Source organism: uncultured Victivallis sp. (assembly GCA_944389935.1).
In the GTDB taxonomy this organism is placed as follows: domain Bacteria; phylum Verrucomicrobiota; class Lentisphaeria; order Victivallales; family Victivallaceae; genus Victivallis.
This window is the reverse complement of the sequence record CALXOE010000021.1, coordinates 22281-44765: the sequence shown is the minus strand read 5'-3', so window position 1 is coordinate 44765 and position 22485 is coordinate 22281. Positions and strand designations below refer to the sequence as shown.

Sequence of the window (22485 nt, the reverse complement as noted above, 5' to 3'; positions counted from 1 at the left end):
GAATTCCGGCTGCGCTGTTACGGATGGTGTTCCGTCAAACTCTTCACGGCCTCTTCGCTGGGTTTTTCGCCCCACAATCCCTCGAGATTGTAACGATCCCGGACTTCCGGAGTCATGATGTGAACAATGACCGTCCCGAGATCGATCAGAACCCAGCCGCTTGCGCTCTCTCCGGATTCCGAGAGCGGTCGGAGCGCGAACTTCTCACGGACCTCGCGTTCGAGAAAGCCGGTCAGCGCCCGGAGCTGCGGTTCGGAGTTCGCGGTGGCGATCACGAAATAGTCCGCAACGGACGAAGAGTCGCCCACATGGATCTTCACGGTATTTTCTGCGAGCTTCTCGTCCACGCACTTCACGCAGAAGTCGGCCAGTTCGGCCGGATTCGGTTTTGTCACGCTGGTCATTCCATCTCCCGTATATAGCTGTTTGCTGCGGATATACTCCCACACCTCCGGTGTGATTCCTCTATTAATATGATACATTTCCCGTTGTTTTGCCACATCGTTTCTGATCCCGGTCGAAGATATTTCAAAAAAATCGCCGGAAAGTACGCCGGAAAGCAGTTTTTTCACGATTCGGGGCGGCCAGAAGCGGGCGAGTTCCTCCGGATCGATCCTCTCGCCCGGGCGCGGCCAGGTCAGAATCTCGTACCGCTCCGCAAGTTCCCCGGCGCGAGCCCAGCTGTGCAGCTGGCGCAGACTGTCGCTGCCGATCAGCAGCTGCAGCCGTTCTCCGGGACGTTCCCGCTCGAGCGCGGCGAGCACCTCGATGGTGTAGGAGGGGTGCAGCGCGAGGCGCGACTCGATGTCGCACGCCTCAAGTCCGGGATGTCCGGCGATGAGGAGCTTCACCATTGCGAGCCGGTCCGCAAACGGGGCACGTTTCTTCCCGTGCTTGTGGGGCGGGTCGTAGGCCGGAGCGAAGAGAACGCGCCGGGTCCGACCCGACTTGAGGGCCCCGAGTGCGATCCCGAGGTGGCCTTTGTGAGGCGGATCAAAGCTGCCTCCATAAAATGCGGTCGCGGTCATGTCGATTTTCCGATTCTCCTTCCTCTCCTTAATATTAACTCGTTTTCGCGGAATTTCAATGGCATATCCGGGAAAACCGATTGACGAAACGGCAAAAAGAGAGTATAGTTTGAGCCGTACACTTTCGATTACAGGAGATATCACCATGATGCCGAGAGGGAAAAATCTGTTTGCCGCCTTTCCGGGGGTGTTGCTGGCCGGGTTGGCCGGGCTGGTCGTCCTCTGCGCCGGATGCCGTTCGGAAGCCTACTATCAGGACCGCGCCGTGCAGCGCGCCCGGGAGTATCTGCTCGACAACGCTCCGGAGCTCACGACCGAACAGCTCTATTTCGTGAAATACAATCGTCCGCTGCTGCTGACCGGGGAGATCCTGCCCGCGGCCGGTCCCGGCACGGCGGTCAGCGAGCTCCGGCAGATCTGCGTAACCTGGCGGATTCCGGGGCAGACGAACGATTTTCTCGTGTTCGGGGCCTCGTCCGGAAGCATGCAGTACTGGTATCCGAACCGATTGATCCGCAAGACATTCCGTCGTTTCAGTCTGCCGATCAGCGCCGCGATGACGCAGGCTCGTGCCTATGCGCAGAATTATCTTTACGGGCAGCTCGATGTTGCGGAATTCAACCGGATCCGCTTTGACTTCCCGTACGTGCTCGAGACGAAACTCGAGCCGGTGTTCAATCCCTCCGGGACGCTCGACGCCGACGAGATCGCCGCGCTGCGGTCCGCGCTGGAGACAAAGACGCAGCTCTCGCTGGTCTGGGAGCTCGGAAATACCGGCCGGCGCGCGGTTTTCTGCGGTTACGGCAATAGCGATTTGAGCGGCTGGACGATCAATTTCGGCGGAATCATGCAGCAGGAGGAGGTCGATGCCGCGACCGTCCGGGTTTTGAAGACGCCCCGGGATGCGCAGACTCCGATCGAGCTGCCGGAGGAACCGGCCGTTCCAGTCGTCGATCCATTTGCCGATCCGGTTTCCGCCGGTGAGAGCGGTGAGAGCGGTGAGAGCGGTGAGAGCGGTGACTCCGGAGTGGAGCAGGAGAGTCGCTACGATGCTTAGCATGACCGGTTTCGGCAAGGGGGAGGCCGTGTGCGGCAGTGTCCGTATTTCGGCGGAAATCTCGAGTGTGAACCGCAAGCAGCTCGAACTGCGGGTCTCAGCCCCGTCGGAGCTGGCCGGCTTTGAGCCGCTGGCGCGCAAGCTGGTCGGCGCGGTGGTCAGCCGTGGAGCGGTCCAGCTGCGGATCAGCTGTACGTCGCCGGGCGGCGGCACATTGCAGGCTGCGGTCGATGCGGCGCTGCTCGCCTCGCTGGTCGAGGCCGCAAAAGCGGCCCGTCGGACGGCCGGACTCGATGAAAATGTCAATGTCGAGCAGCTGATGCTGATCCCCGGAGTGGTCAGCCCGGCTGTGCCGGACGCGGATTCTCCCGGCATGGCCGAAGCGTATGAGCAGGCGGTCTCTTCCGCTCTTGCGGAGTACCAGACGATGCGGCGGCATGAGGGGGAGGCGCTCAAACGCGAACTTGAATCGCGCGAACGGGGGCTCGAGACGCTGGTTTCCGAGATCGAGCCGCTCGTGGCAGAGATCAACGGCGCGATCAAGGCGCGGCTGCTGGAAAAGCTCCAGGCGGAGAAGATCCCGACTCCGGCCGACGACGAGCGGCTGCTCAAGGAGGTGCTTTTCTACGCGGACAAGTCCGATGTGACCGAGGAACTCACCCGGCTGCACAGCCATTTCGGGCAGTTCCGCCGATTTCTCGGGGAGGAGAAGCCGGTCGGGCGCAGTCTCGACTTTCTGATGCAGGAGCTCTTCCGCGAGATCACGACGCTCGGGAACAAGGCGGGCATTCCGGCGGTGTCGCCGCTGGTGGTCGCTTTCAAAAGTGAATGCGAGAAACTGCGCGAGCAGATTCAGAATGTGGAATAGGAGAGGGATATGCGTCCTGCCAAATATGATTTCAGCGACCTCGAGGGGGAGGCGTCGATCCGGCTTTCGGAGATCGTCAACCGCCTCGGGGAGAGTTACAAAGACGGGTTCGGGGTGAACCATCTGGACGGCGTGAATCTGCCGCGCCGGGCGGAGATCGTCGCGATTACCGAAAAACTCCTTGAAGTGATCTTTCCCGGATTTGACGGACGGCGGCAGGGACACCGGGAAATGGTGTCTCACGATGTCGGCGAGCTGCTCAAGGAGATCTACTCCGAGTTGTTCGATCAGATGTGCCGCGCGATCCGCTACAACCGGCAGGTCGTCTCCTGCAGCGAGTGCGGAACGAATGAAGCGGTTTTCGCGCTGCTCGACGCGCTCCCGGCGATCCGCGAGACGGCGAAGCTCGACGTCGAGGCCGCTTATGCGGGAGATCCGGCGGCGACTTCGTATGACGAGATCATCCTGAGTTATCCGGGCATCAAGGCAATCACGATTCAGCGCATGGCTCATGTGCTTTATCATAAGAAAATTCCGTTTATTCCGCGTATGATGACCGAACATGCGCACAGTCAGACCGGGATCGATATTCATCCCGGCGCCCATCTCGGGCGGGGCGTGTTCATCGATCACGGCACCGGCGTGGTGATCGGCGAGACCGCCGTGATCGGCGACAACGTGCGGATCTATCAGGGCGTGACGCTCGGCGCGGGGAATTTCCCGAAAGACGCCTGCGGCATGCTCATCAAGGGGAACAAACGCCATCCGACCATCGGCAACAACGTGACGATCTACTCCGGCGCGTCGGTGCTCGGGGATATCAAGATCGGTGACAACTCCGTGATCGGCGGTAACGTCTGGCTCACGGAAAGCCTGCCTCCGGGAACCAAGATCACGTCGCGCCCGCCCGAGAACAAATTGAAATTCGCGAACGGGCAGGGGTGAGGCCATGAGTTCGATCGTCGCGCACTATCGGGAGGTGCGCGCGGCGCTGGACGCCGCCGCGCGCGAGGCGCTCCGTGACCCGTCCGAGATCGAACTTCTGGCGGTCAGCAAGACGTTTCCGGCCGAAGCGGTGCGGGAGCTCTACGACGCCGGTGTCCGCAAGTTCGGCGAAAGCCGTATCCCTGAGCTGGCGGAGAAAGCCGCCGCATTGCCCGACGATATCGAATGGCATCTGATCGGGCGGCTGCAGTCGAACAAGGCGAGAAAGGCGGTTCAGCTTGCCCGGGTGATCCATTCGGTCGACTCTCTGCCCCTGCTCGAACGTCTCGACCGCATTGCGGGCGAGGAGGGAAAACATCCGCGCATCCTGCTGGAGGTGAACGTTTCGGGGGAGGCGAGCAAGGCGGGAGTTCCGCTGCGCGAACTTGAGCCGCTGGCCAGGCGCGCGGCCGATTGCGCGAATCTCGATTTTGCCGGATTTATGACGATGGCCCCCGCCGACGCCGAACCGGTGAAGATCGCCGCGATCTTCGAGCTGCTGACCCTCACACGGGACGACCTCGAACGGAAACTCGGACGGAAACTTCCGCTGCTCTCGATGGGGATGAGCGGGGATTTTGAAATTGCTGCGCGTCATGGCTCGACTCTGGTCCGGGTCGGCACCCTGATCTTCGGCGCGCGTTAGAAAACGGAGGGGAGAAAGATCATGTGCAGAGTTCTGGTTGTGGGTGCCGGCGGAGTCGGCGTCTATTTTTCGGGGCGGCTGGCGCAGGCCGGCGCGGAAGTGACGGTTGTGGCGCGCAGCGATTATGAGGTTGCCTCCCGTTCCGGATACGAGATTCAGAGCATCGCCGGAGATTTTCACTTCACCCCGGCGGCGGTGCTGAAACACGCGGCGGATTACGAGGGCGAGGCCGATTATGTGATTCTGACCGCCAAGGTTCTGCCCGACGCGGACGCGGTGGAACTGCTGCGCCCGGCGGTGCGGTCCCCGAAGAGCGTGATCGTTCTGATTCAGAACGGGATCGACATTGAGCGCAAAGTGGCGGAGGCATTCCCGGAGAACGAGATTCTGAGCACGATCGCCTACATCGGCGTCTCGCGTCCGCGGCCCGGTTTCGTTCTGCACCAGGGCAGCGGCGATCTGAAGATGGGGAATTATCCCTCCGGAATCGGGGAGGCGGCCCGGCGGCTTGCCGCCCTTTTTGAAAAGGCGGGCGTGAAGTGCGAGCTTCATGAGGATATCCTCTTTGTGCGCTGGAACAAACTGCTCTGGAATCTGCCGTTCAACCCGGTTTCGGTTCTCGCCGGGAATGCGACGACGCGCGATATGACCCGGCGGGATGAGCTTGAGAAACTCTGCCGGACCCTCATGGACGAGGTGATCGCCGTCGCCAACGCCTGCGGCGTCGCGTTGACCGCGGAAAACGCGGATTCTCAAATCGAATACACGCGGAATTTCCCGTCGTACAAGACCAGCATGCTGCAGGATTTCGAGGCGGGGCGCGAGCTTGAGGTCGAGGCGATTCTCGGCAACACGGTGCGTCTTGCGGCGCTTCACTCCATCCCGGTTCCGCACATGGAGACCTGTTACGCGCTGCTGAAATCCGTGAACCGTCTCACCCAGGAACGCAAGGGCAACTGATCCGCTCCGTTCGGCGGCGGTGGTGGTGTCGTTTCCGCTCCGGAGGTGCGGCGAATGGAACTCTTTGATGCGATAGCCATTTGTTCGAGTCTGAGCCTGATTGCCGGGGGATGTATCCTGCTGGAGGCGTGGTGTCTCCTGACCGAGGTGAAAGACCGCAGGGGATTCCGGCTCGCCTGGGCGCTGCTTGCACAGTTCGCTCTGCCGGTCCTGATCGCCTGGCTCTGCCGGGAAGGACTCATTCCTCCCCCGGTCCGGTATGCTTTGCTCGGCGGAACGGCGGTTGTGACGATGGCGGCGGCGGTTCTCATCGCTCTGCAGGTGCTGGCGGTCAACCGCCATCGGATTCCCGACCTCACTGTTTACGCGATCTGGACGATCGTTTTTGCCGTTGCGACCTTTCTGCTGCAGCGACTGGTCCTCATTTCGCAGTTCGTCTGATCCGGACGAGGTCAGAAGAAGAGATAGATCGCGCAGAGCACGACGATGACCTGAATGATGTTCTCGAAGAGTTTCTGCGGCATTTTCGAGATGAGCAGAATCCCGAGCGCTCCGCCGACGAGCAGGAACGGGATCATCGTGAGATCGACTTTCAGCGCCTCCAGGGTGATGCGCCCGTCCATGAGGAAGAGCGGCATCTTGGTCCAGTTGATGATCAGGAAGAACCAGGCGTTGCACCCCATGTATTTCTCTTTCGGGAGCTTCATGGCGAGAAAATAGATTGCTGCCACCGGCCCCGCCGCATTTGCGAGGTGGGTCGTGAAGCCGAGCAGCGTGCCGTAGAACCCGGCGGCGACTCTCCCCGTGGGAATCTTGTCCGGCGCAATCCGGGAGCGGACGAAATTCAGCAGCGCCAGGCCGAGAACGATTCCGCCGATGAGCATGCGCATGATCCGGTCGTTCCCCTCCGGCAGCAGCCAGAGTACCACCGCGCCCACCGCGAGTCCTGTCCACGCCCACGGCAGCAGCCGCCAGATGATCCGCCAGTCCGCCTTGCGTCGATACCACGAGACCGCCATAAGATCCGCCATCACGAGCATGATGAGCTGCAGTCCGGTCGAGAGACGGCTTTCAAACGCCATCGTCAGCATGATGACCGGCAGTACGCCGATTCCCGGAATCGCGGTTTTGTTGATTCCGATGAGGATCGCACTCGCGATCAGGACGGCAATCTGCACCGGACCCATTCCGGCATAGAGTTCTGCAAACATGATTTCCGTTTCCTCAGAATGAAAAAAGGCGGCGATCTGCCGCCCTTTTCCAGGTTCTTCCGCCGATTCCCGTCCTCTTTACAGGGATTTCCCCGTGAGCATCCGGTAGGCTTCCAGATATTTTTCGGTGGTTTTGCTGACCACGTCGGCGGGCAGCTGCGGGCCCGGCGCGGTCTTGTTCCAGTCGAGCGTTTCGAGGTAGTCCCGGACGTACTGTTTGTCGAGACTGACCGGGCTCGTGCCGACCTTATACTGATCCGCAGGCCAGAAACGGCTCGAATCCGGAGTCAATACCTCATCGACAAGAATGATCTTCCCGTCGAGTTCGCCGAATTCAAACTTCGTATCCGCCACGATGATGCCGCGTTTTTCGGCGTAATCGCGGGCGGTGGTGTAGATCTTGAGCGAGAGATCACGCAGCGTGGACGCCTTTTCCTCGCCGAGCAGCCGGGCCACCTCCTCATAGGAGATCGCTTCGTCGTGCGCGCCGATCTCGGCTTTGGTCGACGGCGTGAAGAGCGGCGTGTCGAGCTTCGACGCCTGCTGATACCCGTCGCGCAGCTTGATGCCGGAGACTGTCTTGCTCTTCTGATAATCTTTCCAGCCGCTGCCGACGAGATAGCCGCGCACGATGCACTCGACCGGCATGACTTTCGCCTTGCGGACGATCATCGAACGCCCCTGAAGATCTTTCGCATAAGCCGCGAGTTCCGGGCGGGTCGTCACATCGGCGGTGATCAGATGGTTCGGAATGTCGCGCATCAGGTCGAACCAGAAGAGCGAGATCTGCGTGAGCACTTCGCCCTTGCGGGGAACACCGCACGGCATAACCACATCGAATGCGCTGATCCGGTCGGTCGCCACGAAGAGCAGCGCGTCGCCGAGGTCGTAAACGTCCCGAACCTTGCCCCGGTTGATCAGGGCAACGCCCGGAATTTCGGTCGAGAGCAGCGCCCCGTTCGCATCATACTGCATGACACACCTGCTTCCTGCGGGGTCAGCCCTTGATCTCGCCGATCTCGACGCGGGTCAGGCTCTGGCGATGGCCCTGCGTGCGGCGATAGCCCTTGCGGCGCTTCATCTTGAAAACGACGACTTTCTTGCCGCGGAACTGATCCTTGACCTCGGCGGAGACCGTCGCTCCCTCGATTTTCGGGGTGCCGACGTTGAGTTTGCCGCCCTCTTCGCCGATCGCGAGGACCTCGTCGAACGTGACTTTCGCTCCGACTTCGGCGTCGAGTTTCTCAATGTCCACCACGTCGCCCGTCTTGACTTTCAGCTGTTTGCCGCCGGTTTTGATGATCGCATACGTCATTTATTGTGCTCCTTGAGAGTGATTTGTCTATATTTGTTTTCAACTTACATACATCCGGTTAATATAATCCCGTTTCAACATTTTGCAAGCACGATTCTCGGCAGATTTTTGATTAACTTCAGAAAATATTCGGTTCGGGCCAGCCATGAGGGGCGTCCATAGCGGAGTTTGACGCGCAGTTCGTCGCGCAGACATGCGACGATATTCCGGTCGGAAAGTCCCCCCTCCCGGTAGAACGCGACCGGCTCCGGAACGTAGATCACGTCGACGCCGCAATGGTTGACCGCCCGGTACATGAAGTCGTAATCCCCGAGCAGCCGGAACGAGGTGTCGTAGACGCCGATGCGCTCGTAGACGCGCCGTGGAACGAACATCGACGGATGCGGCGCGAACGCCCCGCGGTAGCGGTTCTCCGGCCGGAAGCCGCGAACCCGCCCTTTTTTCTCGTAGATCACGTCCCCCCAGAAGATCGAGTTGTCGAGGTCGCGTCCCGCGAAACTCTTCTCGACCAGTTTCAGCGCCCCCGGCAGGTAGCGGTCCCCGGAGTTGATCAACCCGATCACGTCGCCGGTCGCGCGCGCGATTCCCTTGTTCATCGCGTCATAGATCCCCCGGTCCGGTTCGCTCACGAAGCAGGCGAGACCCTCCCGGCGTTTTTCGATCTCTCCGACGGTGCCGTCGGTCGAGGCGCCGTCGATGACGATATACTCCAGATCCGGATACTCCTGGCTCAGGACGGAATCGATGGTCTCTCCGATCTGGGAGACGTTGTTCCGGACGATGGTGACGATCGAGATTTTCACACAGTTCTCCAAATCAATGACAAATGCTCAAAACATATCACGCGGAAATTTTTTTTCAACCGCATTTCCGGGATTTTCCACAAAATGCGCTTCCCGCCGCCCCTCTTTCTGTGCCCGGCCGGCCGGGATCTTTGTGTCACGCGGAAAGCGTGCTACATTATGGAAAGTGAAAATCAGGAGTGAACATCATGACATCATCTTTGACGGGAAAGACCGCCGTCGTGACCGGCGGCGCAAAAGGAATCGGGGCAGCCGTGGTCCGGCGTTTCACCGCGGACGGGGCGAACGTTGTGATCGCCGATATCGACGGCGTGAACGGGCGAAAGCTCGCGGAGGCGTGCGGCCGGGCACTCTTCGTTCCGTGCGATGTCTCGCAGGAAGAACAGGTGCTGGCAGTGCTCGACGCGGCTGAATCGCAATTCGGCCCGGTCGACATCCTTGTGAACGACGCGGCGTGGCAGCTGAACAAACCGCTGCTCGAGACGACGACCGAAGAGTTTGAGCGGGTGATGGGGATCAACGTCGTTGGAAGTTTTCTCTTCCTGCGGGAGACCGCGAAACGCATGATCGCCCGGAAACGGCCCGGAGTGATCGTGAATTTCGCTTCCACTTTCGCGGTGGTGGGGTCTCCCGGCTATCTGGCCTATCACGCCTCGAAAGGGGCGATCGCCTCGATGACGCGCGCCGCGGCGATCGCGCTGCAGCCTTATAATATCCGGGTGAATGCGGTCGGACCGGGAACGGTGGACACTCCGGGACTGCATGACGGCGCGCGCGATACGGGAGACGAGGCGCGCGGAATGGCCGGATTCCTCGCGCTGCAGCCGCTGAAACGGTTCGGCCGTCCCGAGGAGATTGCGAACGTCGTGCGGTTCCTCGTCGACGACGAAGCGTCGTTTCTCTACGGCGCGGTCGTGATGGCCGACGGCGGTTATACAATCGTCTGATCTCCCCCGGAGAAAAAACGTTTCAAACTGTAAATCCGGCGTTGAAAAGTGTTCCGGAGGACGTTATATTCTCTCTTCATTCAATTTTGCATGAAGTGCGGACGGAAAGGTTGCGGTCATGGAATTTTCAGAAATTTTCACGTTGTATCGGGTATTTACTTCCCACATGGTTCTGCAGCGGGAGCGGCCGATTGTGTTTTCCGGCAAGGCGGAATCGGGGAAAGCTGTCCGGGTCGAATTCGCCGGGTGGACGGTCACTGCCGTGGCCGGGGAGTCCGGCGTCTGGCGTGCGGAGTTTCCCGCGATGGAAGCCGGCGGTCCCCATTCTCTGGTTGTGAGCGGGGCGGACGGGATGACGCCGCTCGTCCTCGAAGATATCCTGATCGGGGAAGTCTGGATGTGCACCGGGCAGTCCAATATGGAAATGCCGATCGATTCGGCGAATCCGTTTTTCCGGGTTTCCAATCCGCAGGAGGTGCTGAAAACCGCAGAGAATCCGCGGATTCGTCTGTTCAACGCGATGTTGACCCGCCGTCTTGCGCCGAACGGGCCGCTCGATGATGTGAGCGGCCCCGGCTGGCAGCTCTGCGACGAGAGGAGTGTGGCGGATTTTTCAGCGTGCGGCTACTTTTTCGGCCGCGAACTTGAAAAGGATCTTGACGTTCCGATCGGCCTGATCGCCACGGCCTGGGGCGGAACCGATATCGCCTCGTGGATCTCCGCCCGGAAGTTCGAGGAGAAACACTGGACGCCGCTGCGCGACTCCGACACCGAGGCGGAGAAACACGCCTGGGAGGAGTGGACGAAAAGCGAGGCGTGCCGCGCTTTGTCCGACTGGCTCGAACAGTTCGACAGAAACGGGAACTCCGGAGAGGAGTTTGTCCGGATTGATTTCGACGACTCCGGCTGGGAGGAGTGCGGGGAAAGCGTTTCTCTGCCGCGTCCGGGTCGTTATGTCTGTCGGATCTGTTTTGAGCTGCCAGAACGCGCCGCGGGTCGGGAGCTGGTGCTGAAGCTCGGCAGCGTCAACGACGTCGACCGCACCTGGTTCAACGGGGAGCTGATCGGATCGACCGGCGTGGAGAAACCTGGATTCTGGGCTTGCCTGCGTGAGTACATCGTGCCGGGGCATTGCGTGCGGGCCGGACGGAACTGCATCGCCATCATTGCGGATGATCACTACGCGACGGGCAGTATCTGCACGGCGGAGCTGGAACTCTCGCTCGATGGGAAGACGCTTCCGATCAAACCTGAGCGGAAGATTTTGCCGGTGTTCGTGCTGCCGGAGGATTTTCCGGTGCGCCCGGCGGTCCCGAGTCTCGGTGCGAACCGCAGCCCGAACGGGCCGAACTATCCCTCGACGCTGTTCAACGGGATGCTCAATCCGTGGTTCCGTCTTGCGGTGCGCGGAACGATCTGGTATCAGGGGTGCCACAACAACGGGGAATTCACCTACTATCCGCTGCACAAGATGCTGATTGACGATATGCGCGAGCACTGGAACGATCCGGAGATGCCGTTTCTGCTGGTGCAGCTTGCCTCTTACGTGCAGCATCAGCCGGAGAACCGGCTGCCGGATTCCGTGGTCGATTCTCTGCCGGTCGAGGAGTTCCCGCCGTTCGCCGTAACGCGCGAGATCCAGGCGGCGATGCCGCGTGCCCGGAAAGGGGTGGGGATGGTTGTTTCGTTCGACTGCGGCGACCATTCGGATATTCATCCGCGCGACAAGCAGACGCTCGGTTTGCGGCTCGCGCGCAAAGCCGAGGCGATGGTTTACGGGAAAGATGTGGCGTGCGACGGGCCGGAGTTCGCTGGTTTCCGCCAGGAGGAGCATGCGGTCCGGGTTTATTTCCGGAATGTCGGTTCCGGCCTGATGACGACGGACGGCGAATCGCCGAAAGGGTTTGTGCTTGGCGACCGGGCGGGGAAACTGTACCCGGCCGAGGCGAGGATCGAGGGAGACACGGTGGTGTTGACTTCAGCCTCGGTTCCGGAGCCGCAGCGGGTGCGCTATGCGTTTGCCGGATTCTGCCGGGTCAACCTCGTCAACCGGGAGGGATTCCCGGCAATACCGTTCCGGTCGGATGCGGTCGATTATGAAAAGATGTTCGCGGATCTGCCGTGATGGAAGCCTCCGGATGTAATGTCTAGCTGGTATGACTTGATTTGTCTAGTTTGTAAATCGCTGTTTATCTCCTCGTTTTGAGGTGAACAGCGTTGTTTTTTTGAATTTTTTTTCATTTTGCTATTGACATTTGATGAAAAATGATGCATAATATAGACAAATAAAAAAGAAAGGCTAGACAAATTGGAACAGCCGGCATACAAACGAATCGGTGAAATGATCCGCCAGAGGATCAACGACGGGGTCTATTCTCTCGGGAGCCAGCTTCCGACCGAGCTGGAACTTGTCGAGGAGTTCTCTGCGAGCCGTATGACGGTCAGCAAGGGGCTTTCCGAGCTGATTGAAGCCGGGCTCATCAAGCGAATTCGCGGCAAAGGCACTTTCGTCTGCAGCCAGAAATTTGAGACGATCGACGGCAAGCGGGAAAATCCGGTCATCAAATGTCTGCTGCCCGGTGCGATTTACGAGCAGTCGTTTGCGAGCAACACGCTGTTGCAGGGGGTTTGCGCCGAACTCAAGGAGACGAACTACCAGACCGGAATCGCGTTCTGCGGCTCCGAAGAGGAACTGCTGGCGGAACTCGACAAGGCTGAAACCGGAAAATGTGCCGGCTGTATCCTCTGGTCGCAGCAGCTGGGACGGTTCTGCGAAATTGTCAATCAGTTGCAGGCAAAAGGGTTCCCGCTGGTTCTTCTCGACAGTTTTTATCCTGAATATCAGGGCGAGTTTATCGGTACTGACAATTTTGCCGGGGCTGAAATGGCGGTGGAGTATCTCATCGCTCATGGGCATCGCCGTATCGGGTATTTGACATTGACGCCGGACCGCAGCAGCCTCGCGGAACGACTTTCCGGATACATCTTCGCGGCAACCCGGGACCCGCATTCGGTTTTCGACCCGCGACTGATTGCCGTGATCCCGAATGTCCCGGGACTTCCGACGGAAAAGATCCCCGCTCACCAGAGCGCTTTCTTGCGTTGGGCGCTTGAAAATATGTTTGCGCTGCCGAAAGAGGAGAGACCGACTGCGTTGTTTATGAGTCACGATTTCATCGCCGTGGAATTGTTTCATATTGCGGCGGATATGGGGATTAAAATCCCCGAAGATCTTTCGCTGGTCGGATTTGATAACGTCGATTGTTCCCGGTGGTTGCCGGTTCCGCTGACCACGATCGAGCACAACTTTGTCGAGACGGGCAAATTGGCCGCCCGGTTGATCCTCGCCCGGATTGCGAAAAAAGATGAGCAGAGCCATTCTCTGGATGGGACTCCATCTCGTTATCAGGTTCGACCGTTGCTGGTCGAACGGGATTCCGTGTGCGTTCGTCCCGAGTAGTGCGATTGTGTGCCTGAGGCGGTTGCGCGTTGTCGGAAACAGCGGATGATTATAATTCCCAGGTGGTTATACCGAAACAGATAATTCTCAAAATGGAGGTGCCGTTATGAGCAGCAATGTCAGAAATTCCAAGAGGAACGTGTCGGTTCAAGTCTTCACATTGATTGAACTTCTGGTTGTAATTGCGATCATCGCGATTTTGGCTTCCATGCTGCTCCCGGCACTGAACCGGGCAAGAAGTGCTGCCAAACAGGCGAATTGTGTCAGCAATCTGAAGCAACTCTCCACCGCGCAGCTGATGTACGCGGATGCGGACGCCGGGAACCGGATTGCTTATGCCAATGCCTACGACTCCGAAATGGATGTCAACATCAGCTGGGTCCGGTTGCTGATTGAGGGGGGATATGCATCGAAAAATCTTTTTGCCTGTCCCGGAAACTCCAACAATTTTCATCACAGATATATGATTCTTGATGAAGATATAGCTGTTTCCTACGCGGAAAATGCTTACCTCTGCAGCAACAATCATCCTGAGAAACTGCCGCTCAAGAAGATTGCAAAGCCGACCATCACCTTTCTGGTAGGCGATTCCAACTACTCCCTTGCCAGTGGTTACAGTGCCGAAGAGCGCAGCGTAGTGGCAAATGCCACTGGTGAGAAAGCGGAAAAGAAATCCTTTTTCGATCCCACTCTTTCACCACACAACGGGCGCAGTATGATCGGATTCGTAGATGGTCACGTCGGCAACGTTGTTCAGTCGAAAATCATGCAGGTTACCAGCAACGAAGAGTTGATTTTCTCGGATGTCTGGGGATGGTGACATTCTGATTTCAACATAGAGTTTTTCGTGTCTCTCCGCTTATTTCCGGTGGAGATGGGTGATGGTGGAATGGTTCGGAGATGATCCATTATGATGAGTTTGAAGTATTTTACCGCCGGGATCGCATTGGCGGGATTGGTCTGCTCTTCCCATGCCGCGGATTTTCAAATTTCCGCTGAAGAGTTGAAGAACATTCCGATTGCGCCGTCTGGCGTTGACGAGATCGACGCCACGCTCGGCAACGTGTCGCTTGAAAAGTTCCGCGCCGCGGAACACTTCACATTGAATTTTGATTCGGAGTCCTTTCCGGAAATACCCGAAAATGTCGCTTTCGCAGGCAATCGCATAACGTTCCGGGGATTTCGGCGTGAGTCCAGAAAAGGATATTTCATTTCTTCTCCGAACGCTCTTGTCGGGACCGGACGGGAAAAAGCGGTGACTGCATCGATTTCGTTTGCAAAGCCGGTCAAAGCGGTCGGTTTCGTATTGCATTTCATGACCGGAACCAGCAAGGTCCGCTTCCTCAACCCGGACGGCGAAACTCTCTGGGAATGCGAACAGAATGGTCAGGGGGATCCCTCCGGCAACGGAACCTGGGCGGATTATTTCGTCGCGTATGAGAATTCCGAGGATTTCGGCCGGATCAGCCGGATCGAGTTCATGCGCAGCAATCTCATCGGCAGTGAGGCGATTCCGGAATTTGCAATCGACGATTTGTCGATCGTCGTCGGCGCCGAACCGCTTAAAATTACGGAACCAGAGGCGCGCGAAGTCGATCTAGCTCTTCTCAAAGGGGACGGAGCGGCGAATGTCGCTCCACAGCGTCCCGCCGGCAAACCGCAGGTCTCCCGCGACGGAGAGCTCTTCACGTTCCGGAATCAGGTTGACGGAACTGATTACACTTATACGATTGATGCGGCGAGGGGAGTCGCTTCGCTCGCTGCGCAGGTGAATGGCGCCGCTCCGCTGCAGATCGGTCGTAACTGGTCGATCCAGCTCGGAGGCAACCCGGTTGAGTGGAAACTCAAGTCCGCACGTCTCGCCGGGAACACGCTGCGTCTCTCCGGTGAGTGGTGCACCCCGGATCAGACGCTGCCGGTTGAAATGAAACTTTCGCTTTCCGGCGGCTCGCTGTGTCTGGAACTCTCGTCGCGGAAAGGCGGGCCGGTCTGCATCGACACGCCGAAACTCGCGGGAGTTCTGAAAATTTCCGATGCGCACAACACGGCCATGCGCGGCATGGATCCGGTCGCATTTCTCGGGTTTGCCGGAGATCTCTTCTTTCTGGCGGATTCCCGTCTGTTCTACTCTTATTACGTGGACTGGACCAGAACCAACAGCACTGCGCCTTATCCGGCGATCACATATTCAGCGGTTGCGAATCGGTTTGCACCGCTCTCCGAGACGATCGTTGTGACGCTTTCCGACGCACTCCCCAAGGTGCTGCCTTCCATTCCCAATCCGGTTTCGCCGTATCGGGAGAAAATCGCCGATTCCATGGTGATGGAATTCTGGTATGGCCACTTCGATGAGCTCGCTGATCTGTTTGAGCAGTATCATCGCTATGGAATGGACAATCTGATCGTGCTCATGCACCGCTGGCAGAACGCCGGATTCGACCGCAAATATCCGTCGGTGATGCCGCCGTCCGCGTCTCGAGGCGGGTTGGAGACCTTGCGCGCCGCCGCCATGATCGCGCGGAAAAACGGGCAGATTCTCGCACTGCATGAAAATTACAAGGATTTTTATCCGGATTCTCCGCAGTGGAACGAGGCCGATCTGCTGGTTCTCAGAGATGGCTCTTACCAGAACGCCTGGGCCGATTCCAGAGAGATGGCTCCGTCCAGAATCCGCAAATATGCCGAACCGATGATGAATCGAATTCGGCGGGAGATCGGAACGAACGGCTGTTTTCTCGACGTTCACAGCACGCATCTGCCGTGGTGGCGGGTCGATTTCCGACCCGGCGTCCCGGATGCGGGGATGACTCGCGGAACACTGCTGCCGACCAACCGGCTCTGGCAGATGGCGCGGAACATCTACGGCGGTCCGGTCTTCGGAGAGGCTTACGCGCTCACAAGCTGGATTCATACCGGAAACATCGATTCGGTGATGGGGCAGGCGAACTACAATTCCAGTTTGATTCTGGACTTCCTGCTCCTGAAAGTTCGTCCGCTGGCCACCTGGCACGGCGCGGGATACTTTGAGCGCTGGAATCCGCGCGGCTACGTGGCCGACTGGCAGAACTGCCCGCTGCCCGCGCCGGAGTATGCGCGTTATTCGCTGCAGGAGGTCGCGTTCCTGACTTCTCCGACCATGGATGACAAGATCAAACGCGAAATTCTCCCTGCCGCTGTCAACTATTATCAGAAACGCCGTCTGGTCTCCCGGCTCTGTTCGCGGTCGCTCAGCGCGATCTCCTACTACACGGCCGATGGTGCAAGGCTCACTTCCAGTCAGGCGGTGCTGCGCCCGAAAGCGGAGATTCAACGACTGCGCGAAACGTTCGCGGACGGTTCTGAACTCTTCCTGAACTTCTCGAATCAGATCTGGGAGGTAGAGGGGAAATCCATTGCCCCGCTCGGTTTTTACGCCGCCGGTCCCGGATTTACTGCCGAAACCAACCAGGTCAACGACGTCTGGTTCGATTACTACGGAGATGAAACCGGTTATTTCCTGAACTCCCGCAATTACGACTGGCTTCTTGAACCGAAAGGCACCGCCGCGATGGGGCGCGGAGCGGAAGGGGCTTCGCCGCAGTTTGCCAACGACGGCAATGCGGTTGTCAAGCAGGGGCCGCTTATTACGAATGCCGCGGTTTCCGTCATGAAAGAGCGTGATGGTGGATGGCGCGTCAGATTTTTCCCCCAGAAGCAGGCGGGGTTCGTCTCCATTGATCTTGCTACGCTCGGAATTCATGATGCTGCAGTCGCGGCCCTCGATGCCGACGGCGAGCCTGTGGAAGACAGTTTCGACAAGATCGAGAAGGAAAACGGGATTCTGACGATTCGCCACAGCGATCCGCAAGTCTGGTCGTTCCGACTGCTTCCGGCGGAAAGGAGTGCGGAGTGATGAGCATGGCTCCCGGAGACAAGGAGAAGAAACTCGGGGTCGGAGAAAAGATCGCATTCGGCCTCGGGAATATGAACAACCTCCTGATGAACAATATCTTGAATGTGTTGCTCAACCCGATTTACAATATTGCGCTTGGGGTGAGTCCTGCATTGATCGGTTATGCGGCGGCGATTCCGCGTTTATGGGATGCCGTCAGCGATCCGCTGGTTGGTTTCTTGTCAGACAACTTCCGTTCCCGCTGGGGACGACGCAAGCCGTTCATGCTGATCGGTGCGATTATTTCCGCATTGAGTCTCATGGCGATCTGGTGGGTACCCTCTTTCTGGGGGGAACAGTCGATGTTCTTCTATCTGGTGGTCATGTCGCTGATCTTCTATACGGGAAACACGTTTTTCCTTGTGCCTTATGGCGGTCTTGGACTGGCTTTGAGCGACGACTATCATGAGCGTACCAATCTTTTTGCTTATAAAGCGGTTGTGGATGCTCTCGGCGGTTTTTTGCTGCCCTGGATTTACTGGCTGACAACCCGTTCCTGTTTTGAAAACACGCTTCAGGGCGCGCGGGTACTGGGGTTCGGCATGGGGCTCTGGATCCTGGTTTTCACGGTGATCCCAATCGCCTTTTGTCGCGAACGTTACGATGCGAAAGTTGCAAGACAGGAGAAGATCCCTCTCTGGCGCAGCATAAGGGAGACGGTGCAGAACAAACCGTTTCTGCTGCTCACTTTTGCCGTGACGTTGATGTTCTTCGGTTTTTATGCTTCGAGCGCGATCTGTTCGTATTTGAATATCTTTTATATCTTCAACGGGGTGGAGAAAGAGGCTTCGGTCTATGTCGGACTGAGCGGAACTCTCTGGAAAATTTCATCGCTTGTTTCTCTGCCGATCGTTGTTTTTATTTCGCGGAAGCTGGAGAAGAGAACCGTTTTTCTCATTGCGATGATTCTGGCCTTTTCCGGATCGATATCGAGTTGGTGGTGTATCAATCCGAACTATCCGGCGCTGCAGTTGATTCCCTCGGTTTTGAACGGTCCGGGCATAAGTTGTGTGCTGATGCTTTGTGAATCGATGCTGGCTGATGTTTGCGACCTGGATGAGGTTGCCAACGGATCGCGACGAGAGGCGATGTTCAGTGCGATTTACGGCTGGTTCTCCAAAGTTGGACTGACATTGGCGTTGGCTCTTTCCGGGCTCCTTCTGGTCTGGTGCGGTTTCGACATTGCTCTGGGGGCGGCGCAGACGGCGGGGACGATTCTCGCGATGCGTATTCTTGCTGCCGTGGTTCCTGCAAGCGGAATGTTTGTGGCGATCGTCTTAATTGCATTTTATCCGCTCAACGAGAGGCGGATGCAGGAAGTTCGTAAAACTCTGAACTCCCGCGATGAACAGGATTCCTGAGCGGAGCAAAATTGAATTCCGCTGCAGTTGAATGTTTTCAGGCCGGGAACTATTCTGCAAAGAATTCAGTTCCGGCCTGCGTCTTTGCTGTTATCCAACCTTTTTTCCGTGATCGGCACACGCGATGACGGCTGTCGTTGTGCGCTGAATTTGCATGACGGAAAGCCGTATCGTTGTCTTTCCCCGGCAATCACGCCGAATGCGGTTGTCGAAGCCGCGTATCATCAGCCATCCGCTTTCAGAACATTTCTCTCTCCTCCGGCAACAGAGGAATCACACTTCCACTCTGCACGCTTATCGATTGCAAACGGAAGAGACGATTAGATATATTTGTAATATATTGAAATATAGATTCTTAAATATGAAAATGTAAATTTATGTAAAAATAAAATTACATTTTTTGCAGATTTTTCTTGGATTTTTACATCGCTTCCGGTATAATTAACACAGAGCCGGACCGGATCGGCCGGAGGAGGACGCTGTATGCTTATGGAACACACTACAATCAAGGAAGTCGCCGCACGGGCCCGGGTCAGTACCGCGACCGTCTCGCGGATCTTGAACGGAAAATATGCGCACCGCTCCACCACGGTCGAACATGTCAAGAAAGTGATCGAGGAGTTGCGGGCCGCACGTTCTCTCGCCGCCGGGGATGATGTCGAGACTCCCGAATGCGTCGGACTCGTGATGTTCGCCTATCGCGATTTTCTGAATACAAACTACAACGCCACGCTGGTTTCTTCGATCATGGAGGAACTGACCGCGGAGAATTTTTCGGCCCAGATCATCGCCCTGAGTCCGAGATCACTCGGGATCGGGTACATCGCCGGACTCGTGCGGGAACATCGACTCAAGGGGTTGCTGATCCCGGAGTTCGATCTGCTCTACGCGGTCTCGGAAAAGCTCGAAAAACTCGGAATCCCGGTCGTCAGCATCGGCAATTTTTCCGGCATTTCCTGCCGGGTCAGTTCAAACAGTTTCCGGGCCGGCTGCGATGCCGCCAACTATTTGTGGAGCAACGGACACCGCCGTTTCGGAATCGTCTCGATGTCGCGCACGGACATCTGTCAGGAACAGCGGATCGAGGGATTCTGCGAAACGGTCCGGCAGCTCGGCGGAGACCCCGCGAAGATCTGGATTCGGGAGTTCCGCTCGATGGAGGGATATTCGGTTTCAGGAGCGATTTCCGAGCTGGTCAATATGAAGCGGATTCCGACTGCGGTTTTCTCGACCAACAGCATGTTGAGCCGGAAGCTGATTGCCGGACTGTCGCAGTCGGGGCTGCATGTCCCGGAGGATGTCTCGCTGCTCTCGTTCGAGGAGGACGGGGAACTCGAGGATTTCCCGGTTCCGGTCAGCGTGATGCGTCAACCGACCCGGGATATGGGCCGGATCGCGGTCGAGATGCTCGTCAAGAAACTGCGCGGGCTTGAAGTCAGGGAAAATGAGGAATTGAACTGTTCGCTGATTATCCGGAAAAGCGTCCGTTCCATTCCGGTTGAATGAAAGAAGAGGGTTTCACCATGTTGTTTCAGAAATTCGCAGGCAATCCGGTACTCGGACCGGAAGCGTTTCCGTCCGACATCATGTATGTGTTCAATCCCGGGGCGATCCGTCACAACGGGGAGTATCTGCTCGTGGTGGATGCCGCCACGGCTGCGACACCGATCGTCTTCTGGATTGCGCGCAGCCGGGACGGAATCCACTTTACGCCCGATCCGGGCCCGATTGCAGATTGGCCGACCCCGGCTTCCGGGCCCGAAAACTGCATTTACGATCCGCGCATCACGTTCATCGGCGGGGAATATATTCTGATGTACGCGAGTCAGGCCGAGGAACGCGGCGTTCGCACCGGAGTGGTCCGCACGAAAGATTTCCGCCGTTTCGTGCGGATCGAGCAGGCGGAAACAGGGCGGAACAATCGGAATTCCGTGCTGTTCCCGGAGAAGATCAACGGCCGGTACGTCCGTTTCGACCGCCCGATGGGTGACGATGAACTCGAACCCAGCGACATGTGCATCAGTTATTCGGACGATCTCTCGAACTGGTACGGCAGCAAAGTGTTGATGACACCCCGCCCCGGCTGCTGGGACTCGCACAAGATCGGCGGCGGAGCGGTCCCGATCCGGACGAACGAGGGGTGGCTGGCGATTTATCACGGAGTGGACCGCACCTGCAACGGTTACATCTATCGCCTCGGGGTGATGCTGCTGGATCTGGAGGACCCCTCCCGGATCATCGCGCGCGGCGGAATGCCGGTGTTGTGGCCCGATCGTCCGTACGAGATGCAGGGGCGGGTCCCGAACGTGACGTTCGGCTGCAATGCGCTGCTTGAGCCGGATGGCACGGTGAAGATTTATTACGGCGCGGCGGATACCTGTGTCGGCCTGGCGACGGCGAAGCTCGACGACCTCATTGCCGCCTGCCGCCGCGGCAACCCGCTCGCGGAGACGTTTTTTCCCAGGGAAAAACGGGAAGGCAGTATAGAGACTCTTAAATATGCAGCCATCTAACTCAGGAGAGGTGACCATGCAATGCAAATTCTTCACATTGATTGAGCTCCTTATGGTAAGAACTTGTCAAATATACAAGTTCCGTCGCATCTCCGCTCCGCAGTCAAGAGAGGGGTTCGGTGGGGAGAAAGCGGCTATGGCAGCCGCGTCTCTCCCCGTACCAGCCAACCTCGTCCGTGTTCATGAGCCGGGAAACTCTACGTGTCGACCGATCGCAGCCCCGTCCGTGACCGCCCTGTACCCGGCATCTTGCCGGACGCAGGAAGCGCGGGGGATGGCGGACACGCCCCCCGCCACCCACGACCTCACAGCGGTCAAAGCGGCATTTACGATGATCGAGCTCCTCGTTGTGATTGCAATCATTGCGATTCTCGCATCAATGTTGCTGCCTGCCCTGAATCAGGCGCGCGCAAGTGCACACGCCATCAAATGCGCCAGCAATCAAAAACAGTTAGGCATGGCGTTTTCCCTGTATGCAACCGATAACAACGAAGCCTTTCCAGTTGCGCAGGGGAGGAAGGGTTCCGGCTACTTCGCGGTCTGGCTGAGCCAGAAAATCAGCTCGGATTCCCCCTACTACTCCGGCATCACCTCCTATGTCAAATCCGGCAATGCATACAATGCTCAAGAGGGAAGGAGTCCATTGTATTTTTGTCCGAGCCGCCCATCAGAGGAGGCGTGGAAAGCCACTGATTATGCCTATTCTTTTTACTTTGGCTACCAGGCGAGCGCTGGAAGTCCGGCGCTTGGCGCCGACGGTACGATTCATTATAGGCATCGTTTCATCCAGCCGTCGAAATGCGGGATGCTCACGGACGGGGTTTTCGGCGATGACAACAGCAGGAACTACTTTTTCAGGGGGAACAATCCTCCGGCGTTGATCACGCCGGACGAGACGATCAAACAAACCAACAACATCAACTCCGGGCTTCACCGGCGAGGAGAAAACTGGCTTTTTGTGGACGGACACATCAAATTGTGTCGAGCTGCGGAAATCGCGCAGCAAGGCGCCTTTTGCCTGGGGGGGCGTTTCAGCGGAGATTATTCGGGGTTTTACCGGTGACATCCTGGCCGGTTCTGACAATTTCTCACCAGGATAAAGCAGCGTAAAATGTTTGTCTGCAATGATATATATTGGATGCTGGTTCCCGCGGTGTGAGCGCGCCGCCTAATGAAGCTGCGCCCACTTGTTTTTGAGACTGCATGGCCACTGAAACCGGAGCGGAAGAACAGGGCAAGGTGAAATCAGCCAGCCGACAGACTCAGTCAACGCCGAGGGGGGCGGATCTGTCATGCCATATTCGGGAGGCTCCACAAGTTCTGTGCGGCAGGGGCGCAATGGAGATTGCGGACAGTTGTATTGAGATGGTTTTCTTACGCCGGAGCTTGGGAGGACTACTG

20 protein-coding genes are annotated in these 22485 nt (G+C 57.8%); 15 read left to right on the top strand and 5 right to left on the bottom strand.

Going from position 1 to position 22485, the window contains the following annotated elements:
- Positions 1–17: 17 nt before the first annotated feature.
- Positions 18–1028, bottom strand: coding sequence for a nicotinate (nicotinamide) nucleotide adenylyltransferase (gene nadD / locus Q0J85_RS15460; protein ID WP_367274622.1), 1011 nt, complete (start codon positions 1026–1028; stop codon positions 18–20).
- Positions 1029–1173: 145 nt separating this feature from the next.
- Between nadD and Q0J85_RS08080 the strand changes: the two genes are divergently transcribed.
- The 6 genes from Q0J85_RS08080 to Q0J85_RS08055 are packed head-to-tail and all read left to right on the top strand — an operon-like array spanning position 1174 to position 5984.
- Positions 1174–2085, top strand: a complete 912-nt coding sequence (locus Q0J85_RS08080) for a hypothetical protein (protein ID WP_294480138.1) — start codon at positions 1174–1176, stop codon at positions 2083–2085.
- Positions 2078–2953, top strand: a complete 876-nt coding sequence (locus Q0J85_RS08075; RefSeq protein WP_294480136.1) for a YicC/YloC family endoribonuclease — start codon at positions 2078–2080, stop codon at positions 2951–2953. Before Q0J85_RS08080 ends, Q0J85_RS08075 begins: the two co-directional genes overlap by 8 nt.
- A 9-nt stretch (positions 2954–2962) precedes the next feature.
- A complete protein-coding gene (epsC, locus tag Q0J85_RS08070) occupies positions 2963–3898 on the top strand; it encodes a serine O-acetyltransferase EpsC (RefSeq protein ID WP_294480134.1) in 936 nt (311 codons plus the stop codon).
- A gap of 4 nt (positions 3899–3902) precedes the next feature.
- Positions 3903–4583, top strand: coding sequence for a YggS family pyridoxal phosphate-dependent enzyme (locus tag Q0J85_RS08065; RefSeq protein WP_294480132.1), 681 nt, complete (start codon positions 3903–3905; stop codon positions 4581–4583).
- Between the two features lie 21 nt (positions 4584–4604).
- Positions 4605–5543 carry a ketopantoate reductase family protein gene (locus Q0J85_RS08060; protein ID WP_294480130.1) on the top strand — a complete coding sequence of 313 codons (939 nt, stop codon included), beginning with the start codon at positions 4605–4607 and terminating at the stop codon, positions 5541–5543.
- Between the two features lie 54 nt (positions 5544–5597).
- Positions 5598–5984, top strand: coding sequence for a hypothetical protein (locus Q0J85_RS08055; RefSeq protein ID WP_294480128.1), 387 nt, complete (start codon positions 5598–5600; stop codon positions 5982–5984).
- 11 nt (positions 5985–5995) lie between these two features.
- Here the strand turns inward: Q0J85_RS08055 and Q0J85_RS08050 are convergent, their stop codons facing one another.
- The 4 genes from Q0J85_RS08050 to Q0J85_RS08035 all read right to left on the bottom strand — a co-directional run bounded on the left by Q0J85_RS08050 (position 5996) and on the right by Q0J85_RS08035 (position 8872).
- Complete coding sequence (locus Q0J85_RS08050; protein WP_294480126.1) at positions 5996–6754, bottom strand: sulfite exporter TauE/SafE family protein; 759 nt, start codon at positions 6752–6754, stop codon at positions 5996–5998.
- Positions 6755–6832: 78 nt separating this feature from the next.
- Positions 6833–7729, bottom strand: a complete 897-nt coding sequence (locus tag Q0J85_RS08045; protein WP_294480124.1) for a phosphoribosylaminoimidazolesuccinocarboxamide synthase — start codon at positions 7727–7729, stop codon at positions 6833–6835.
- A gap of 22 nt (positions 7730–7751) precedes the next feature.
- Entirely contained in the window at positions 7752–8069 is a 318-nt protein-coding gene (gene rplU / locus Q0J85_RS08040; protein ID WP_294480122.1) for a 50S ribosomal protein L21, read from the bottom strand.
- A 74-nt stretch (positions 8070–8143) separates the two neighbouring features.
- On the bottom strand, positions 8144–8872 hold the full coding sequence (locus Q0J85_RS08035) for a glycosyltransferase family 2 protein (RefSeq protein ID WP_294480119.1): 729 nt from the start codon (positions 8870–8872) through the stop codon (positions 8144–8146).
- A 188-nt stretch (positions 8873–9060) separates the two neighbouring features.
- Between Q0J85_RS08035 and Q0J85_RS08030 the strand changes: the two genes are divergently transcribed.
- The 9 genes from Q0J85_RS08030 to Q0J85_RS07990 all read left to right on the top strand — a co-directional run bounded on the left by Q0J85_RS08030 (position 9061) and on the right by Q0J85_RS07990 (position 22147).
- The gene (locus tag Q0J85_RS08030) at positions 9061–9819 is read left to right on the top strand and encodes an SDR family NAD(P)-dependent oxidoreductase (protein ID WP_294480117.1); all 759 of its coding nucleotides are present in this window, start codon (positions 9061–9063) and stop codon (positions 9817–9819) included.
- 118 nt (positions 9820–9937) lie between these two features.
- On the top strand, positions 9938–11944 hold the full coding sequence (locus tag Q0J85_RS08025; RefSeq protein ID WP_294480114.1) for a sialate O-acetylesterase: 2007 nt from the start codon (positions 9938–9940) through the stop codon (positions 11942–11944).
- 183 nt (positions 11945–12127) lie between these two features.
- Complete coding sequence (locus Q0J85_RS08020) at positions 12128–13279, top strand: GntR family transcriptional regulator (RefSeq protein WP_294480109.1); 1152 nt, start codon at positions 12128–12130, stop codon at positions 13277–13279.
- A gap of 106 nt (positions 13280–13385) precedes the next feature.
- On the top strand, positions 13386–14099 hold the full coding sequence (locus Q0J85_RS08015) for a prepilin-type N-terminal cleavage/methylation domain-containing protein (protein ID WP_294480106.1): 714 nt from the start codon (positions 13386–13388) through the stop codon (positions 14097–14099).
- Positions 14100–14189: 90 nt separating this feature from the next.
- Positions 14190–17171, top strand: coding sequence for a hypothetical protein (locus tag Q0J85_RS08010; RefSeq protein WP_294480104.1), 2982 nt, complete (start codon positions 14190–14192; stop codon positions 17169–17171).
- Positions 17171–18571, top strand: a complete 1401-nt coding sequence (locus Q0J85_RS08005; RefSeq protein WP_294480102.1) for an MFS transporter — start codon at positions 17171–17173, stop codon at positions 18569–18571. Before Q0J85_RS08010 ends, Q0J85_RS08005 begins: the two co-directional genes overlap by 1 nt.
- A gap of 489 nt (positions 18572–19060) precedes the next feature.
- Positions 19061–20077: a LacI family DNA-binding transcriptional regulator gene (locus Q0J85_RS08000; RefSeq protein ID WP_294480100.1), complete on the top strand. Its 1017-nt coding sequence runs from the start codon at positions 19061–19063 to the stop codon at positions 20075–20077.
- A 17-nt stretch (positions 20078–20094) separates the two neighbouring features.
- Complete coding sequence (locus tag Q0J85_RS07995; RefSeq protein ID WP_294480098.1) at positions 20095–21084, top strand: glycoside hydrolase family 130 protein; 990 nt, start codon at positions 20095–20097, stop codon at positions 21082–21084.
- A 274-nt stretch (positions 21085–21358) separates the two neighbouring features.
- Positions 21359–22147 carry a type II secretion system protein gene (locus Q0J85_RS07990; protein WP_294480095.1) on the top strand — a complete coding sequence of 263 codons (789 nt, stop codon included), beginning with the start codon at positions 21359–21361 and terminating at the stop codon, positions 22145–22147.
- Positions 22148–22485: the final 338 nt, after the last annotated feature.

What these genes read in the sequence shown, in the direction of transcription:
- nadD (WP_367274622.1), bottom strand. Translation starts at nt 1,028, where the DNA reads ATGACCGCGACCGCATTTTATGGAGGCAGCTTTGATCCGCCTCACAAA.
- Q0J85_RS08080 (WP_294480138.1), top strand. Translation starts at nt 1,174, where the DNA reads ATGATGCCGAGAGGGAAAAATCTGTTTGCCGCCTTTCCGGGGGTGTTG.
- Q0J85_RS08075 (WP_294480136.1), top strand. Translation starts at nt 2,078, where the DNA reads ATGCTTAGCATGACCGGTTTCGGCAAGGGGGAGGCCGTGTGCGGCAGT.
- epsC (WP_294480134.1), top strand. Translation starts at nt 2,963, where the DNA reads ATGCGTCCTGCCAAATATGATTTCAGCGACCTCGAGGGGGAGGCGTCG.
- Q0J85_RS08065 (WP_294480132.1), top strand. Translation starts at nt 3,903, where the DNA reads ATGAGTTCGATCGTCGCGCACTATCGGGAGGTGCGCGCGGCGCTGGAC.
- Q0J85_RS08060 (WP_294480130.1), top strand. Translation starts at nt 4,605, where the DNA reads ATGTGCAGAGTTCTGGTTGTGGGTGCCGGCGGAGTCGGCGTCTATTTT.
- Q0J85_RS08055 (WP_294480128.1), top strand. Translation starts at nt 5,598, where the DNA reads ATGGAACTCTTTGATGCGATAGCCATTTGTTCGAGTCTGAGCCTGATT.
- Q0J85_RS08050 (WP_294480126.1), bottom strand. Translation starts at nt 6,754, where the DNA reads ATGTTTGCAGAACTCTATGCCGGAATGGGTCCGGTGCAGATTGCCGTC.
- Q0J85_RS08045 (WP_294480124.1), bottom strand. Translation starts at nt 7,729, where the DNA reads ATGCAGTATGATGCGAACGGGGCGCTGCTCTCGACCGAAATTCCGGGC.
- rplU (WP_294480122.1), bottom strand. Translation starts at nt 8,069, where the DNA reads ATGACGTATGCGATCATCAAAACCGGCGGCAAACAGCTGAAAGTCAAG.
- Q0J85_RS08030 (WP_294480117.1), top strand. Translation starts at nt 9,061, where the DNA reads ATGACATCATCTTTGACGGGAAAGACCGCCGTCGTGACCGGCGGCGCA.
- Q0J85_RS08025 (WP_294480114.1), top strand. Translation starts at nt 9,938, where the DNA reads ATGGAATTTTCAGAAATTTTCACGTTGTATCGGGTATTTACTTCCCAC.
- Q0J85_RS08015 (WP_294480106.1), top strand. Translation starts at nt 13,386, where the DNA reads ATGAGCAGCAATGTCAGAAATTCCAAGAGGAACGTGTCGGTTCAAGTC.
- Q0J85_RS08010 (WP_294480104.1), top strand. Translation starts at nt 14,190, where the DNA reads ATGATGAGTTTGAAGTATTTTACCGCCGGGATCGCATTGGCGGGATTG.
- Q0J85_RS08005 (WP_294480102.1), top strand. Translation starts at nt 17,171, where the DNA reads ATGAGCATGGCTCCCGGAGACAAGGAGAAGAAACTCGGGGTCGGAGAA.
- Q0J85_RS08000 (WP_294480100.1), top strand. Translation starts at nt 19,061, where the DNA reads ATGGAACACACTACAATCAAGGAAGTCGCCGCACGGGCCCGGGTCAGT.
- Q0J85_RS07995 (WP_294480098.1), top strand. Translation starts at nt 20,095, where the DNA reads ATGTTGTTTCAGAAATTCGCAGGCAATCCGGTACTCGGACCGGAAGCG.
- Q0J85_RS07990 (WP_294480095.1), top strand. Translation starts at nt 21,359, where the DNA reads ATGGCGGACACGCCCCCCGCCACCCACGACCTCACAGCGGTCAAAGCG.